We start from the raw sequence: 17,691 nt of genomic DNA on the forward strand, positions 1-17,691 counted from the left end.
TAGTTCTGTATTTTTTCTGTTTTTATATCAAAAATATTTTGTTTATTAAAAATTTAAAAAAAAATATTTAATATCATTTTTTGTAGAACAATTATTTTTTTAAGGAATATTCCTATATTCTCACTTTAATATTTAAAGAAATTAGGTTGAATTAATTCTATTATTTGTAAAAGATATTTACTTAGATGTTAAAAAGGCGCCTTGAGCCCTAAGACTTAGCTGTTTTTTTTGAAGTGTACTTAGTAAGCTTTGACGTGTTCTTGAGATATGGTTTTCAATAAGTGATATCGTTTTTTGTATTTTTCCTTTTTTTAAGGCAATCACTATTTGACGATGTTCATCCCATCCCGTGTGATCATATTTATTTTCAAGCCAGCGGGCTCGTCTTAATCTCATCATTGCATTTTCAGTGCCTTGAATAATAAATTCATTTTCTGACAGTTTTGCAATCCATATGTGAAAATCATGGCCAATTTGATTAAGCTGTTCATGAGTTGAGGTTGGTGAAATTGAATTCAGTAGATTTTCAACTTTTGAAATATTTTTATCTATAACTATTTGTGTTGTTTCTTGAATAGCGGCAACCTCAAGTATTTTACGATAAATGCACACTTGAGAAATTTCTTCTAGATTAATCGGGGATACAATCCAACCGGATTTTTTGTGAATAACCAGTCCCTCACTAGCAAGTTTAAATAATGCGGTTCGAATGGAGGTTCTAGAAATTCCAATGAACCCTACAATATCACGTTCTGTTATACGTTCACCCGGTGCTATTTCCATATTCAGAATAAGATTTCTTAATTTTATTTCAGCATGCTGAGCTTGAGTAAGGGTTTCGTTCATAAATTTGTTTCCTATTATTGATTATATGATAGGATCATTTTGGTATACCAATTTGGTATACCAATTAAAGGTAATTTTATGGTGGATTTATCATGTCCTCAACAATTGAAACAGATCAAGATGAGTCATATTGGGTTCGCAATCTTTTTGTTTGTTTATTTGGATCATTTACAACCTTTCTTGCAATGACATTAATGTTGCCTTTTTTACCTATCTATGTTCAGCAGTTGGGAGTCAAAGATCATGCAAGTATAGCTCAATGGTCAGGAATAGCCTATAGCGCAACATTTTTTATAGCAGGAATGATTGCGCCATTCTGGGGATATCTGGGGGATCGTTATGGTCGTAAACCAATGCTTCTTAGGGCGAGTCTAGGTATGGCCGTGACAATGGCATTGATGGGATGTGCGACAAATATTTGGCAATTGGTTGGATTACGATTGCTTGCGGGTTTTGCTGGAGGATATTCTTCAGGTGCAACAATCATGATTGCTGCCCAAACTCCCAAGGATCGTTCTGCTTGGGCACTTGGACTGCTTTCATCCGGTATCATGGCAGGAAACCTGATTGGCCCCCTGATTGGGGGGATATTGCCATCTTTAATAGGAATCCGTATTACGTTCATAGGGGCAGGATGTTTAATTTTCATTACGTTTCTTGTTACATTGGGTTTTATTCGAGAATCTTCAAGGTTGGTTATTCATGAAAAAACCGTTAAAGGAAATTGGTCCGATATTCCCAATAAAAGATTGATTTTCATAATGCTGGTTACGGGCATGTTACTAATGATTGCCAATATGTCTATCGAACCAATTATAACCTTATATGTTCATCAACTGGCTGTTGAGCAATCCAGAATAACTTTCTTTGCAGGTTTGATTATGTCGGCTGGTGCTTTTGGGAGTATCTTGTCTGCTTCATGGCTTGGTCATTTAGCGGATAAAATAGGTCATACACGGATTATTATCTGGACCTTAATTATTGCCGGGATATTGCTTGTTCCTCAAGCCTATGTCACGTCAGTCTGGCAACTTATCGTATTACGTTTTTTTATGGGATTGGCCCTTGGTGGTTTAATGCCCTGCATTATAACAATCATTCGACATCAAGTTCCAAATCATTTAGTGGGAACTGTATTGGGTTATACTATTTCCGTACAATATGTTGGTCAGGTTATCGGTCCATTGGCTGGCGGGTTTGTCAGTGGTTATATGGGTATGTATTTCGTATTTCTCGCAACAAGTGTTCTATTGCTGATTGGTGCCATAAGCAATTGGTTTGTGCTAAAAATATTGGATTATAAATATTAATATTATATTAAAAAGGCTAATTTAATGGTTTATTTAAAAATGAATAAAGAAAAACAGCTTTTCTATTTATGGATTTTCAAGATTTTATATTAAATAATTTTATATCTTTTTCAGTCGCTGGACAGATTACGGCACTGGATTATAAATTAACTGTTTTAAAAGCTGCTTGTGTCAATAATGATTCTGCAAACACATAATTTTCTGACAGATAATTTTTTTTCAAAAACTTGGTTCTGTTATATATAATGATGAATTACTAAGTCAGCTTTCATAATACTACTGATACGTCTTCCCGATAAATTAAATTAAAACATTTTTCTTTCATGGGTCTAGATAGTAGGTTCTATTTTTATTCATAAAATCTTCTGTTACTTTTGATTCCTTTGCAAAAAACATTCTTATAAACGAAATTCAGGTTTCGATCCTATATCTGTTTTTTTTGCAAATAAAAGGTTGATTAATTCAAAAATATGTCTCATTAACAGTATCCTTTGCATAAGGCAAAGTAAATCTGTTGATAACAATGATATGTGATATTAATTTGTAAAAAATATTTTCTTAATAAAAAAAATATTTTCTTAATAAAAAAAATAGTTTCTTAATAAAAATGTTTTGTTACTATAAATTTTATAAATAATGTTCTCAAAATTGTTTGTAAAATTTATTTAGATAATAAAGGCAGGCATATGAATGAGTTAGCACCGCACCAAGCTCAGTTATCTCTTTGGCGAGTTATTATCATCGGGATAGCTTACATGACTCCCATGACTGTTTTTGACACATTTGGTATCGTATCAGGTGTAACGAATGGTCGTGTTCCTATGGCTTATTTATTGGCATTGGGTGCCATCATGTTGACTGCTTTTAGTTACAGTCGACTCGCTGTTATTTTTCCTAAATCAGGCTCTGCTTATAGTTATACCAATCAAGTTTGCGGTAAAATTAGTGGTTTTATTGTCGGGTGGGGAACCCTGCTTGATTATCTCTTATTGCCAATGATTAATAGTTTACTTTCAGGAATTTATCTCAAAGCTTTATTCCCTGATATTCCCGCGTGGATGTTAATCATTCTTTATACGGCATTAGTTACGTTTATTAATTGTCGAAATATTAAATTTCTTGCCAATCTTAATGCCTTGTTCGTTGGTATTCCTTTAATTTTGATGGTTTATTTCATCTATTTGGTTATCCATGCTTTGGTCTTTAAATATGATGTATCGCACGTAATGACGTTAAAACCTTTGATGAATGGGGACAATTCTTTTATTCCTTTGGTAAGTGGTGCTGCTATTTTATGTTTTTCTTTTTTGGGATTTGATGCTGTAACCACGCTTGCAAATGAAACTTTTGATGCCAGAAAAAATATACCGCGGGCGATTATTGCTACGGTTTTAACGGGTGGTATTATCTTTTTTGTATCGGCATGGTTTATCCAGCTTTACTATCCGAATAATAGCCCTTTCAAAGATCCTATTGAGGCAATGCCTGAAATTGTTTTGTACGTGGGGGGGAAATTGTTTCAATCGATCTTTTTATTAGCTATCTTGATTAATACTTTCGCTTCGGCTCTGGCATCGCATGCCAGTGCAGCACGCTTAATTTATATTATGGGGATTGATGGGGTTATTCCATGGAAAAAATTGCAATATATTCATCCTCACTATCGCTCTCCTATTGTTTGTGTGCTGTTGGTGGGAATTCTTTCTTTAAATGCTATTTTCTTTCGGTTAGATACAGCCGTCTCATTAATTAGTTTTGGTGCGATGGTAGCTTTTAGTGCGGTTAATATTTCTGTGTTTATATGGTTTGTATGTTATAAAAAAGAGTTTTCAACGCTTAAACAAATTTTAAAAAATATTATCTGTCCTTCTTTGGGAATGTTCTCCGTAATTGTGATGTGGACTAATTTAAAAGAAGACGCACTTTTATTGGGAGGCTTTTGGACCGCTTTAGGAATAACCTATATTTTATACTGTAAAGTTCGTAAACGGCCTTTATTTAAAAGGCATGATTTGTCGTTAACGTCTGGAGCAGATATTCATGTAGCTAAATCAACATTATAAGTGTGGTCGGATGAGAATGATGAATACAGAACAAAAACTTGAAAAACCTATTTTAACAGAAGATGTTACCTTTAGAAAAACGGATGAAGGTCCTAAACAGGAAGAATGGAACTGGGTTGATTCGCGACAAGTACAAGATGAGGACATATTAGCTAGACCCGCCAATTATTATGAGGCGACTTTATCCCCATGGAAAACATTTTCAGCCTTAGAACATGATTGTGAATGTGATGTGGTAGTGGTTGGTGGCGGATTGCTTGGGGCTTCTACGGCTTTACATTTGTCAGAATCTGGGGTTGAAACAATCCTTCTTGAAAAAAATAAGGTGGGGTCAGCTGCTTCGGGAAGAAATGGCGGACAATTGACGCCTGGATTGGCACGATGGGAAGCCGAATCTATTATTGAGAATTTCGATTATGACGAAGCTTGTCGTTTGTGGAAATTTACATCCATTGAATCGTTTGATCTTATTCAAGAAATAACAGAACATTATGCATTGGATTTAGATATGCGTCGTGGGCATTTAACCGCGGCGATTCATCCTGGTCATATCAATGCTTTGACGGTTGGGGCAGATGCACGTCGATATTTAGGTGACGATAGTGTTCGCATTTTAGGGCCATATGAAATTCGTGATCATATCAATTCAGAACTTTATTATGGTGGTGCTTTGGATAAGATTGGAGGGCAAATTCATTCTTTAGGTTTAACGCGTGGTTTGATTTATGGTTTTGTTAAAAATGGTGGGCATGTTTATGAGGATAGTGAAGTTCTAAAAATAGAAACCGTATCAGAAGGGGTATCTATTGAAACGGCACAGGGTAAAATTCTTGCTAAAAAAGGCGTGGTATTAGCCGTTCACCATACGACCTTTCAATTATTATCAGATGTTAATTCAACCATTCCTTTTTATACTTATGTTGGTGTTACTAATCCGGTTGAGGGGGGGAGTAAAACATTGCTTCCGACACAAATGGCTGTTTATGATACGCAGCTACAAATAGATTATTATCGCCCGGTCCGTAATGAGCGTATCTTATTTGGAGGGCAAGGAACAGGAATGCGATGGAATTCTGATAAAGTTGTTGATTATTTAATGTCACGAATTAAGACTATTTTTCCTCAACGTGATGATATTCATATAGAATTAGCGTGGAGTGGAACAACTGATTTAACCCTAAATGGGGCGGTAGATTGTCGTAAATTAGGAGAAAAAGCGCCTATTTATGCGGTTCATGGATGGAGTGGTCATGGGATTGCCCAAACGGTCCGTATAGGTAAAGCGATACGAGATGATTTCCTAAAATTAAATGATGATTTTGAAATGCTGGCCTCTATCGAGCACCGTTCAATTTTAATGGGGAGACAACTTGCACCTGTTGCGATTCCTTTAGCCAAGTCGCTGTTGGGACTTGGAAATAAAATTACACCCGGTAAAATGATTTCTTTCTGATAAAATTGCTCGTCATTATTATTTATTTATTGAATTTTGACGAGCTTTTTATAAAAGAAATAGAAATGTTATTTTTTAAAAATAGGTTTGAGTTTTACGATAAAATCCCAGCACATAATTAAAGCGCCTATCGAAAAGAAAATATCCCCGATTATACGTAACCATTGCCAAAATGTTTTGGTATCATAAAAGCTTAAGCTTCTGGCGTAAGTTAATCCGTGTTCGTAAACAGCGTTGAGTTGGGGCCAGCCGACAGGGAAAAAGGTTAATGTAGTCCATAGTACAAGTGTGATATTATAGAGGAATAAGGCAATATATCCCCATTTTTCTATAAATGGATATTTGTCACTAGCAATATATCTTAAACAGAAATAAATCATTCCCAGTCCTAAAAGACCAAAGGCTCCAAAAAGAGAGGTGTGGGCATGATTCAAGGTTAAAAACGTCCCATGTTCATAATAATTAACAAGTGGTGCATTTAATACACCCCCACCAAAGACACCTGCACCAATAAAATTCCATACTGCAGCAGCAATAATATACATATATCCCAATTTATACTGGAAAGTCTGATGGGCTGTAATGATTTTATATTCGTCAATAGATTCGATAACCAATAGAATTAGGGGTAAAACCTCGATAAATGAGAACATGCTTCCCATGGGGATCCAAATGGATGGTTCACCGGCCCAATACATATGGTGACCTGTGCCAATGACCCCACCAATAAAGATTAGGATAAGTTCAAAATAAACTGTCCGCTCAGCAAAACAACGGGAAATCAATCCTATCCCCATCAAAAGATAGGCGGTAACACATGCCGTGAAGAATTCAAATGATTCCTCAACCCAAAGATGAACGACCCACCATCTCCAGAAGTCGTCCATGGTATAGGACTTGCCTATTTCAAACATAGGGATCATGCCAAATACGTATAAAACGGCAATATTTAGAGTCGATAACCAGAATAAATGTTCAAGACGTATATTTCCAATACGGAATGATTTAAAGGCTCTTTGCCAGTGACGTTTATCGGGCCAGAAGGAGCGGAATACTAAATAACTCCAAAACAAAAGAGCGGCAAAAAAAGCATATTGCCAACCTCTGCCTAATTCCAGATAGGAATTGCCCTGGTTGCCGAACCAAAACCATAAATGAGGCAGGTAACCCATGATGCCCAGATAGTTGCCAATGACAATACCCGCAATAACTATCACTGATGCATAAAATAAAAGATCAACAAGTATATTCTGATATTTTGCTTCTTTTCCACTGATAATTGGCCCTAAAAACAGAGCTGAACCAATCCAGGAAAATGCAATCCATACAATCGGGGTTTGCAAATGAATACTTCGTAGAAAATTAAAAGGTAAATATTTTCCTATTTCAAATCCGTAAAAACTTGTCCGTTCAGAATAATAATGGGCCATTAATCCACCCATTAGAAGCTGGACGAGGAAAATGGTGGCAACAAATAAAAAATATTTACCGATTTTTTTCTGGCTTGGTGTCAGATTCTTAAATCCGTCGATAACCTGGTCCATCGCCTCCCTATCTTCACCAGATAGCCAGATACGATTGATCATGATCACGGCACCAAAGCCTGCAAAGGCAAAACAGAACCCAGCCCATGTCCAGGTAAAGGTTTGGCTGGTAGGTTGGTTTCCTGCAATGGGTTCATAAGGCCAATTTTGTGTCCAGGATATGGTGCTGTTGGGGCGATGGCCTACGGATGTGAGGGCTGTATAGATAATAAATTCAGAAGTACTTTTGGCATCCGCCTGATTTAATGTATGAGCCCGCGAGTAACCGGCCTTGAAATTATCCTGTACTAATTCTTGAGATAAATTTTTTCTGACATCGACGATTGCCTGACTAAACGCAGCAGGAAAACGTAAAGATTTCTGTGTAAGATCAACGTTATGTAACATTATTTGCATTTTCCTTTGAATAAGGAATTGTTGATCTGAAGTTAATAAATGAAAAGACTGATGAAATTTTTCTTGGGCTAGATATTCTCGAATTGCTTTGGCAAGATCCACGAGAGTTTTGGCAGTATAATCGGGTCCAAACATGGATCCCATACCGTATAATCCACCGTAATCAATCAGATCGGCTTTTTGAAAACCCTGTTTTCCAAGAAAAACATCTTTGTCTGTGAATAAAACCTGATCTTGTGATGAAATGAATTGAACTGGAATAGGTGGGCTTTGCTGATAGGTGAATAATGTTGCCCATCCCATAAATAAAAAACATAGAAAGGCTGAAATTAAAAGTAGCCATTTCAATTTTCTGTTAACAGGGTTCCTGTTAAGCTTTGTAAGTATTTCTGATGTTAGAGTACTGATAACACCATCTTGATAATTACTTTTCATAGACTTATCGATTCAGTATTTTTAAATATATTTATTTGAAATAAAAGGATTCTTAATATTTAAGTAAAAGATTTATTTCAAATACATCTTATATAACGTTTAATATGAAAAGGCAATAAAGATGTATTTTAATTACATCTTTTTAATTTTTACGAATTAATAATAAAAATGACGAATAAGTTTGATTGTAATTGAAAAAATGTTAAAAGATATTAATTGATTAGTAATAATGTTAATATATATAGAAAATTGATTTTCAATTATAAAAAAGAATTTATAACAAACTTAAATTAATATTTTAATTGTTTTTTAATTATTTTATTCAAAAAAGATGCAAGATTTTTCTCTTTAAAAAGATATCCTGCAATATTTGCATTTTCTGCAGCCTGTAAATCAGTCGATTTATCACCAATCAAAAAAGAATGCTGACGATCAATGAATAAATCATGAATTGCATGTTCAATCATTCCTGGATGCGGTTTACGATCAGGGTGATCCTGTCGATACTTTTTAATCTTGGCTTCTGGATGGTAGGGACAATAATAAAAGGCATCAATAGCGGTATTATATTTTTTTAGTTTTTCTTGAATATAGCGATGAAAGTTCTGGACATCCCGTTCTGTGAAAAAACCGCGTGCAACCCCAGATTGATTGGTTACTACGACGGTAAGGAAACCGAGTTTCTTGGCTTGACAAATAGCTTCTTCAACCCCTTCAACCAAAATTAAATCTTCCAGACGATAAGGATAATTCGTATCGATATTGATAACACCATCCCGGTCAAAAAAGATTGCAGGTTTTATAAATTTTGATAAAAAACGGGACATTCGAGAATATTTTCTATTTCATTGATGATTGTTAAATAAAATAATTAATTCGTTTTGACCGGTTATGAAACAGAAATCAATTTAAAAGTTTTCTTATCACGTTTAAAGATTTATGATGATTTCAAATAAAGAAAGTGGTTGATTGTAAGATATAATAATAATTTATTAAAAAAATCATGTATAAAATTGCTTTTACAGAATAGTGAACTAATTCAATAGGAATTAATTTTAATCATAATTTATTTTATTTTTTTCATGCAAGGGTTAACGGATGCCTCAATATCGTTCATACATTTCTACTCATGGTCGTAATATGGCTGGTGCACGTGCTTTATGGCGTGCAACTGGAATGAAAGATGATGATTTTCATAAACCAATTATTGCTGTGGTTAATTCTTTTACCCAATTTGTTCCTGGCCATGTTCATTTAAAGGATTTGGGCCAGATGGTTGCAAAAGAAATTGAAAATGCCGGTGGCGTGGCAAAGGAATTTAACACAATTGCGATTGATGACGGAATTGCGATGGGGCATGATGGAATGCTATATTCCTTACCAAGTCGAGAGATTATTGCTGATTCAGTCGAATATATGGTGAATGCGCATTGTGCAGATGCAATGGTTTGTATTTCGAATTGTGATAAGATAACTCCTGGGATGCTAATGGCTGCAATGCGTTTGAACATCCCTGCTGTTTTTGTGTCCGGTGGTCCAATGGAAGCGGGTAAAAGTCATCTGGCTAATCATAAACTGGATCTGATTGATGCGATGATTGCCGCCGGTGATGATAATGTTCAAGATAGTCAGGTAACGGAATATGAACGAAACGCCTGTCCAACCTGTGGTTCTTGTTCTGGTATGTTTACGGCCAATTCCATGAATTGTCTAACCGAAGTTTTGGGTTTTTCCTTTCCTGGTAATGGCACTTTGTTGGCTACGCATAAAGATCGCCAGTTTTTATTCAGAAGGGCGGGCAAAAGAATTGTTGAACTTTGTAATTCTTATTATAGGGATGGTAATGATAAAATATTGCCACGTTCCATTGCAACGAAAGAGGCCTTTGAAAATGCGATGGCCCTAGATATTGCTATGGGGGGGTCAACGAATACGATTTTACATCTTTTGGCCATAGCACAAGAAGGGGAAGTTCCTTTTACATTACAGGATATTGACGGTCTATCTCGTAAAATACCACAATTATGTAAAGTGGCCCCGAATACTCAGCTCTACCATATTGAGGATGTGCATCGGGCTGGTGGTGTTTACGGAATTCTGGGTGAACTGGCTAAAGCGAATTTATTGCATCTCAACACGATCACGGTCCATTCAGATAGTTTAAAGGATGCTATTCTTCATTGGGATATTATTTCAACACATGAAAAATCTGTTTTGGATTTTTTTAAAGCCGCTCCCGGTGGTATCCCTTCTCAACAGGCCTTCAGTCAAAATCAGCGTTGGAAAACGTTGGATCAGGATCGTGTTGGCGGCTGTATCCGTGATATTGAACATGCATATTCCAAAGATGGTGGACTGGCTGTTTTGTATGGTAATTTAGCCGAAGATGGGTGTGTTGTAAAAACAGCCGGTGTTGATCAATCAATTTTGGTATTTGAAGGCAAGGCACGTGTTTTTGAAAGCCAGGATAGTGCAGTTGAAAGCATTTTATCAGACCAAATAGAACCCGGGGATATTGTTGTTATTCGTTATGAAGGACCTAAGGGAGGTCCGGGAATGCAGGAAATGCTTTATCCAACCAGTTATTTGAAATCAAAAAATCTTGGGAAACTTTGTGCGTTATTGACAGATGGACGCTTTTCAGGTGGAACATCCGGTTTATCAATTGGGCATGTATCTCCAGAGGCTGCTGACAAAGGAACAATTGGCTTGGTTAAAGACGGGGATACAATTAAGATTGATATTCCTAATCGCTCCATTCATTTGCAGGTATCGGATGATATCCTGAAACAGCGCCGAAATGAGCAGGATCAAAAGGGCTGGAAACCTGTCAGGGCAAGAGCACGTAAAGTTAGTATGGCCTTGAAATCCTATGCGATGATGGCAACCAGTGCGGACAAGGGGGCTGTTAGAAATAGAAAATTATTTGATTAATTAAAACAACTACGCTTTTAGTGGGATAATTGTTTCATTATTTTATTGAAAGCGTATTATTTCGTAAAAAAATGTGTTTTGAAAATGCAATATAGGATTTTATTTAAAAAAGAATATTTTTAACTTTATAATTAAATCCATCTTTTATTCCATTAAATAAATATCTTAAGGATTGGACTCTATTTTTTTGAATCACGCATAAAAGGAAACATGTCATAATTCTGCATAAAGTTGAAGGAAAAGTAAAAAAAGGTTTGTTCCTGTAAATTTTATGGGTAATGATCAGGTTACGTACAAGATAATATAATTTCTTATTTGAAAAAATTTGGGAATGTAAAATAACATCATGTACAAAAATAAAATCTGGAACATACAGAATTTTATTATTTTTTTGTGACAAGTAATATGAAAAAGCCAAATCGTCAAAATAAATAAACAGATCATCTATTATTATATGGGAGTATTTTTTTAAAATGTTTTTATGAATAATGGTTCCTACAAACGAAAAGGTTTGTACTTCACAGATTGCATCAGACTGCGGTAAAAACTGTTTTGGGTTTATTTTATAATGTATTGTGGCCAGTAAAGTTGAGGGTATTTTTTTAAAGGGTATGTTCATGGAACATATTTTATAATCAGGGGTTAATACCCTGCAGCAAAAAATTTGATAATTGTCTTTTTTGAACTGGATAAAATTATCAAGCAAATTCTCAGCTGGATAGGCATCATCATCAAAGAAAAAAATCCAGTCTATGTCTAAAGACGCAATATATTGGGCACCGTATTTAAATCCACCCGCACCCCCAATATTATTTTTCATGCGCAAGATTTGTAGGCGGGATTCTTTTAGAGAGGATAGCCATTGTTCTGTACCATCTGTGGATGCATTGTCAATGACTATTATTGTATCAAATTTAAGGGCAAAAGTTGCGCGTAAACATAATTGTAATTTATTCAGCCGATTGTAAGTTACAATGAGAGCAGCACATTTCATTTATGGGAGAGCCATTTAAAAGAATACATATTTCTTTATATAGCATAAAACAATAGAATAAGTTAAAATAACAAATGGTTATTTAACTTCAGACTAGATATGAATAATATTCGATGCAAATAATTTATGCAATAAATTATTGGCGTCCCGTACGGGAGTCGAACCCGTGTTGCCGCCGTGAAAGGGCGATGTCCTAGGCCTCTAGACGAACGGGACAGAGGCAATGAAGGTTTTAATACATGGGTGTGATCTCTTGGTCAAGTAAAAAATATTAATTTTTTATAAAACTTGCATCTTTTATAAAAAAAGTTGTATTTTCCTTTCCATTCCATTGATTGTTACGTAACCATCCTGCCAAATGAACAGGTCGCCGGTTTTGAGAATCTTCTAAGAATACAGTTATCGGATTCTGATCTGCACGGAAGAGAAGGGCTTTTAAGGATTGTCTTTCTTCTCCCTGAATGATTAACCGTAAGGTATTCCCATCTTTGCCTATCCTGTCCGTACGGATAATATGTACATAAGACAGGACAATGAGGGGTTCTTCATTTCCATTTCCAAAGGGAGCCAGATTTTCAATCTGTTTGGCCAGTTCAACTGAGGCTCCTGCTGGAGTGATGACGGTTTCAATTTCTAAATCTGCGACAGTCGGATAATGAGTGGCCTGGTTTAAATAATGATTAAGAAAATCGTGTAATTTCTGGCCTTTGTCTTTATGATAGCAATAACCGGCTGCCATTGTATGACCTCCTCCCTGGATTAATAAATCAGCCTGTTTTGCTGCGATAATAGCGGCTCCCAAATCTAGGCCAGGAACAGACCGGCCAGAGCCTTTGACGGTGCCATCCTGTAGTTCTGTCCCGATTAAAATTGGACGGTTGATTTGTTCCTTGATGCGGCCTGCAACAATGCCAACGATACCGGAATGCCATTTTGGATTGCTAAGCATAATGACGGCATTACCTTGTCTATATTGTTCCATTGCTTGTTCGGTGGCCTGATCCAATACATCTTTTTCAATATTCTGCCGTTGTTTATTGATGGTATCAAGACGCTCGGCAATCAGTCTTGCATCAAAGGGGTTAGAGTTCGTTAAAAGCTGTAATCCAAGACTTGCTTCGGAAATACGTCCACCAGCATTAATTCTCGGACCTAATGCGAATCCGCAACTAAAGGCGTTGGGTACTTGCGTAATTCCAGCAACATCCAATAAGGCAGCCAACCCTATACGTTCACGTTTTGCTAGGATTTTCAAGCCTTGCGTGACAAAGGCTCTATTTAAGCCTGTCAAAGGCATAACGTCACAAATTGTCGATAAAGCGACGAGATCCATTAATTTAAAAAGATTAGGTTCAGGGTTGGTTTGAAAATAATTTTTTTCCCGCAGATTTCGGGTAATTGCAATGGATGCAATAAAGCTTACTCCACCGGCACAAAGATTGCCTAGTCTGGATGTGCAGTCTAAACGATTAGGATTGACGGTTGCATAAATATTGGGAACGATCTCTGATTTATGGTGGTCAAAAACGATAAGGTCTGTTTTTTCCTGATTAATCTGATCAAAAACGGAATGAGCTGCGGTTCCACAATCGACACAGATGATAAGGGTTGCCCCTTGTTGAATAAGCTGTTCCAGCGCTTGCACATTTGGACCATAACCTTCCTTGAAACGATCTGGAATGTATGAAATTGCTTGATTTCCCAGCATGGAAAAAAAGTCGCTAAACAGGGCTGTGGCACAACCACCATCTACATCGTAATCGCCAAATATGGCAATTTTCTCATGGTTAATTATGGCATCAGCAATACGTGCTGCCGCTTTGTCCATATCTTTTAAACAAGAGGGATTGGGGAGTAATGCTTTAAGGGTTGGGGATAAAAAAAAAGGCAAATTTTCCGCGGAAACCCCTCTTAATGCCATCATGCGACCAACAACTTCGAAAAGGGAAGCTTTCTGAGCAATCGCTTGTGCCTGACGATCCAGAAAATGCTGATCCAGAGAAGAATGACGCCATACCCACTGGCGTCCTGAAAGACTTTGACTGACATTAAGGACTAGAGAAGAGGTTTCCGACATAGAGATTTGAGGAATTTAAATAGTTGTTTGAGGTTTGTTACGCGGGTCGTGGCAAGCGTTAATGAAACGGATGGTTTTTGATACTGATCTCGTAACTATTGAATTTGTCCATACATGATTTCCTTTCCAGCGCACACCTTTAAGGATATCACCATTTGTAACCCCTGTTGCCGAAAATAAGACATTTCCATTGGCCATGTCATGAAGGGAAAGTTTGCGTTGCGGATCAAGGGGATTCATCTTTCTGGCACGATCAATCTGCTCTTTATTTTCAAAAAGCAGTCTGCCCTGCATTTGCCCATCAAAACAACGTAATGCCGCAGCAGCAAGAACGCCTTCTGGGGCACCACCTGATCCTATGACAATATCAACATTACTTTTTGGGAGACAGGTTGAGATAATGCTGGCAACATCGCCATCAGAAACTAGTTTGACATGAGCGCCGGCTTCACGGGCTTTGGCAATAATTTCCTCATGACGCTCTCTTTCCAAAATGCTGAGAGTTAAATCAGAAACATCAACTTTTTTCGCTTTTGCAAGGTTCATTAAATTAGTTTTAACATTATTATCTATGTCAATGACACCTTCGGGGTAGCCCGGACCAATGGCAATTTTGTCCATGTAGATATCAGGGGCATGAAGAAAGTTCCCCTTTTCCGCCAATGCAACGACAGTGATCGCATTGGGCAGATTCTTGGCAACGAGATTTGTTCCTTCCAATGGATCGACAGCAATATCCATTTCGGGTCCGCCAGCCCCAACTTTTTCACCAATATAAAGCATGGGAGCCTCATCCATTTCACCTTCACCGATTACGACGGTGCCTGAAATGGCAACAGTATCAAAAGCTTGCCGCATGCCTAGAACGGCTGCTGCATCAGCTTCGTTTTTCTTGCCAAGTCCAACCCAGTGAAAGGACTTAAGTGCTGCAGCTTCCGTCACGCGTACGAGTTCAAGCGCCAAGTTTCGATCAGAGACGGTATAACCAGATTGAAAAGGAGGTTTATTCATGATTTAAAATTTCCTTGTATGTAATGATTATGGCTCTTCAATGCGGATCATGATGGGTTTTTCCAGAATTGCAGGAAGGTCATAAATTGCTTTTAATGACTTTAATAAAGAACTTTCCCTGTTTTTATGAGTCACAAGTACGATAGGAACTGTATTTTCAGAATCAGTAGTCATATGATTTTTATGTTGCAACAGGCTTCGTAGGGAAACATTGTTTTCTTTGAAAATGGTTGCAATATCAGCCACAACACCTGGTTTATCCTCAACAATAAGACGTATATAATAGGCTTTGTTAAAATCCGAGTTGGGGACAAGTGTTGCGGGACGGAGTTCATTCCAGTCCGTTCCCCACATGGGTATTGTATTGCCTCTGGCGATATCGATGATATCAGCGCAAACAGCCGTGGCGGTTGGGCCTTCGCCAGCTCCGGCACCTTCAAGCATCAGATAACCTGAAAATTCGCCTTTTGTTCTGATGGCATTAATTACGCCATTAACACGGGCTAAGGGAGAGGACTGAGGCAAAAGTGCGGGATGAACACGTAATTCCAGTTTGTTTTCTGAATGATATTGTGCCATACCCACCAATTTAATCGTGTAACCCAATTCTTGGGCATAATGGATATCATGTGGAGAGATGTTTCGAATTCCTTCAACAAAAATATCTTTGAAATTGAAAGTATACCCAAAACCAAGGCTTGCCAGAATGGCAAGTTTATGGGCGGCATCAAGTCCATCAATATCGGTGGATGGATCAGCTTCGGCATATCCAAGTTGCTGAGTTTCCTTTAGGATGTCTTCAAAACCTCGTCCAGTTCTTGTCATGGTGGTCAACATGTAGTTACAGGTACCGTTTAAGATTCCGCCAATTTCAATCAGGCGATCTGCCGCCAAGGCTTCTTTGATGGTTTTAATAATTGGAATTCCACCTGCAACGGCAGCTTCAAAAAGTAATGGAACATTTTGACTGGCAGCCATTTTGGCAAGTTCGTTACCGTGCAGAGCAATCAGGGCCTTATTTGCTGTAACAACAGCTTTTTTATTTTTTATTGCTTCACAGACAAGTTCATAAGCCGCTCCATTTGCACCGCCGATCAATTCAACAACAACATCTATATCAGGATCAGTTGCAAGATCTAACGGATCTTCGTACCATTTAAAAGTTGTTAAATCAATATTTCGATTTTTATGGCGGTTTTTGGCATTCACGGCATGGATGCGGATCGGGCGTCCAGCACGGTTCGTTATAGTTTTTTGATTATTTTGCAATAATCGTAACACGCCAATTCCTACGGTTCCAAGACCAGCGATTCCAAGGTTTAAGGGTTTATTAACCGAAGGATTATCCATAAAATTTCTCCGAGCAAGATATATATTTTTTCTTAAATAAAGATAGTTGGGCTATTTAGAATAAGCCTGCATGAAATGTTTTATTGAACGGCAGGCTTGTCTCAATCTTTGGGTATTTTCCACCAGACCAATTCGAACATGATCGTCACCATATTCACCAAAACCAAGACCAGGGGCGACAGCAACCTGGGCTTCCTTGAGAAGAAGTTTGGAAAATTCAACACTTCCCATTGATTTAAACTGTTCAGGAATGGGGGCCCATGCAAACATGGAGGCTTCAGGGGAAGGAACATTCCATCCAGCTGAATGCAACCCTTTGATTATGGTATCCCTTCTTTCTTTATATAGGGTCCGAATTTTTTCTACATAATCCTGGGGATTGTTCAGGGCTGCTGTTGCGGCAACTTGAACTGGTGTGAAGGCCCCATAATCTAAATACGATTTGATTCGGGTTAGTGCAGCAATAAGTTTTCTGTTACCGGCGGCAAAACCGATACGCCAGCCAGCCATTGAGTAGGTTTTAGACATGGAAGTAAATTCGACAGCGATATCTTTTGCTCCTGGTATTTCCAAAATGGAGGGTGGAATTTTCTCACCAAAATAAATTTCAGCATAAGCCAAATCAGAGAGAATCCAGATTGATTCTTTTTTTGCAAACTGAACGAGCTCACGATAAAAATCCAGATCTGCCAAATAGGCGGTGGGATTTGAAGGAAAATTGACGATAAGGGCGGTGGGTTTCGGAATGGAATGTTTAACAGCACGATGCAGTGCCTCCAGCATATGTTCATCTGGTTTTGCAGGAATTGAGCGAATTGCAGCACCAGCGATAATAAATCCAAATTGATGAATGGGATAGGAAGGATTGGGAACAAGAATAGTATCGCCAGGACTGGTGATTGCAGAAGCCAGGTTTGCCAATCCTTCCTTTGATCCCAAAGTCACGATTGTTTCATGTTCAGGGTCAAGGGTGATATTAAAACGTCTTTGATAATAATTTGCAAGGGCTTTGCGTAGACCGGCAATTCCACGGCTGACGGAATAACCGTGGACACGGGGGGCAGAGGTTGTTTCAATTAATTTTTGGATAACATGTTCAGGGGGACGGCTATCTGGATTTCCCATACCCAGATCTATAATATCTTCTCCACGTGCTCGTGCGGCCTTTTTAGCGGCATTTACTTCAGCAAATACATAAGGTGGCAGGCGACGAATACGATGGAATTCTTCTGTCATGACATAGGCTCGTTTGAATAGAATAAATTGAAATTAAAAAAG

At 37.6% G+C, this 17,691-nt stretch carries 12 protein-coding genes and 1 tRNA gene; 4 read left to right on the plus strand and 9 right to left on the minus strand.

What is annotated here, in order from left to right; genetic code table 11:
• Positions 1-177 precede the first annotated feature (177 nt).
• Entirely contained in the window at positions 178-846 is a 669-nt protein-coding gene (locus H3R33_RS08640; RefSeq protein WP_198185528.1) for a GntR family transcriptional regulator, read from the minus strand.
• Positions 847-938: 92 nt separating this feature from the next.
• On the opposite strand from H3R33_RS08640, the gene H3R33_RS08645 reads away from it, so the two are divergent.
• From H3R33_RS08645 to H3R33_RS08655, 3 genes are all read left to right on the plus strand, one after another.
• Positions 939-2,156 carry a multidrug efflux MFS transporter gene (locus H3R33_RS08645; protein ID WP_198185530.1) on the plus strand — a complete coding sequence of 406 codons (1,218 nt, stop codon included), beginning with the start codon at positions 939-941 and terminating at the stop codon, positions 2,154-2,156.
• 686 nt (positions 2,157-2,842) lie between these two features.
• On the plus strand, positions 2,843-4,219 hold the full coding sequence (locus H3R33_RS08650; RefSeq protein ID WP_110439546.1) for an APC family permease: 1,377 nt from the start codon (positions 2,843-2,845) through the stop codon (positions 4,217-4,219).
• A 16-nt stretch (positions 4,220-4,235) separates the two neighbouring features.
• Positions 4,236-5,672: an FAD-binding oxidoreductase gene (locus H3R33_RS08655; RefSeq protein WP_232342218.1), complete on the plus strand. Its 1,437-nt coding sequence runs from the start codon at positions 4,236-4,238 to the stop codon at positions 5,670-5,672.
• Positions 5,673-5,740: 68 nt separating this feature from the next.
• On the opposite strand, the gene H3R33_RS08660 is transcribed toward H3R33_RS08655, so the two are convergent.
• Both H3R33_RS08660 and H3R33_RS08665 read right to left on the minus strand, forming a co-directional pair.
• Positions 5,741-8,047 carry a nitric-oxide reductase large subunit gene (locus H3R33_RS08660; RefSeq protein ID WP_232342219.1) on the minus strand — a complete coding sequence of 769 codons (2,307 nt, stop codon included), beginning with the start codon at positions 8,045-8,047 and terminating at the stop codon, positions 5,741-5,743.
• A gap of 290 nt (positions 8,048-8,337) precedes the next feature.
• The gene (locus tag H3R33_RS08665) at positions 8,338-8,874 is read right to left on the minus strand and encodes a D-glycero-beta-D-manno-heptose 1,7-bisphosphate 7-phosphatase (RefSeq protein WP_198185532.1); all 537 of its coding nucleotides are present in this window, start codon (positions 8,872-8,874) and stop codon (positions 8,338-8,340) included.
• Between the two features lie 271 nt (positions 8,875-9,145).
• Between H3R33_RS08665 and ilvD the strand changes: the two genes are divergently transcribed.
• A complete protein-coding gene (gene ilvD / locus H3R33_RS08670; RefSeq protein ID WP_198185534.1) occupies positions 9,146-10,981 on the plus strand; it encodes a dihydroxy-acid dehydratase in 1,836 nt (611 codons plus the stop codon).
• Between the two features lie 103 nt (positions 10,982-11,084).
• Here the strand turns inward: ilvD and H3R33_RS08675 are convergent, their stop codons facing one another.
• The 6 genes from H3R33_RS08675 to H3R33_RS08700 form a co-directional block, all read right to left on the minus strand.
• Entirely contained in the window at positions 11,085-11,975 is an 891-nt protein-coding gene (locus H3R33_RS08675; protein WP_198185536.1) for a glycosyltransferase, read from the minus strand.
• Positions 11,976-12,115: 140 nt separating this feature from the next.
• Positions 12,116-12,191, minus strand: a tRNA-Glu gene (locus H3R33_RS08680).
• A gap of 55 nt (positions 12,192-12,246) precedes the next feature.
• A complete protein-coding gene (recJ, locus tag H3R33_RS08685; protein ID WP_198185537.1) occupies positions 12,247-14,052 on the minus strand; it encodes a single-stranded-DNA-specific exonuclease RecJ in 1,806 nt (601 codons plus the stop codon).
• Between the two features lie 15 nt (positions 14,053-14,067).
• Entirely contained in the window at positions 14,068-15,063 is a 996-nt protein-coding gene (gene glpX, locus H3R33_RS08690; RefSeq protein ID WP_198185539.1) for a class II fructose-bisphosphatase, read from the minus strand.
• Between the two features lie 27 nt (positions 15,064-15,090).
• Positions 15,091-16,413 carry a homoserine dehydrogenase gene (locus H3R33_RS08695; RefSeq protein WP_155566279.1) on the minus strand — a complete coding sequence of 441 codons (1,323 nt, stop codon included), beginning with the start codon at positions 16,411-16,413 and terminating at the stop codon, positions 15,091-15,093.
• Positions 16,414-16,464: 51 nt separating this feature from the next.
• Positions 16,465-17,649: an LL-diaminopimelate aminotransferase gene (locus H3R33_RS08700; RefSeq protein ID WP_198185541.1), complete on the minus strand. Its 1,185-nt coding sequence runs from the start codon at positions 17,647-17,649 to the stop codon at positions 16,465-16,467.
• Positions 17,650-17,691: the final 42 nt, after the last annotated feature.

The sequence above is a fragment of the Commensalibacter sp. B14384M2 genome, from assembly GCF_016101865.1.
Classification (GTDB): Bacteria; Pseudomonadota; Alphaproteobacteria; order Acetobacterales; family Acetobacteraceae; genus Commensalibacter; species Commensalibacter melissae.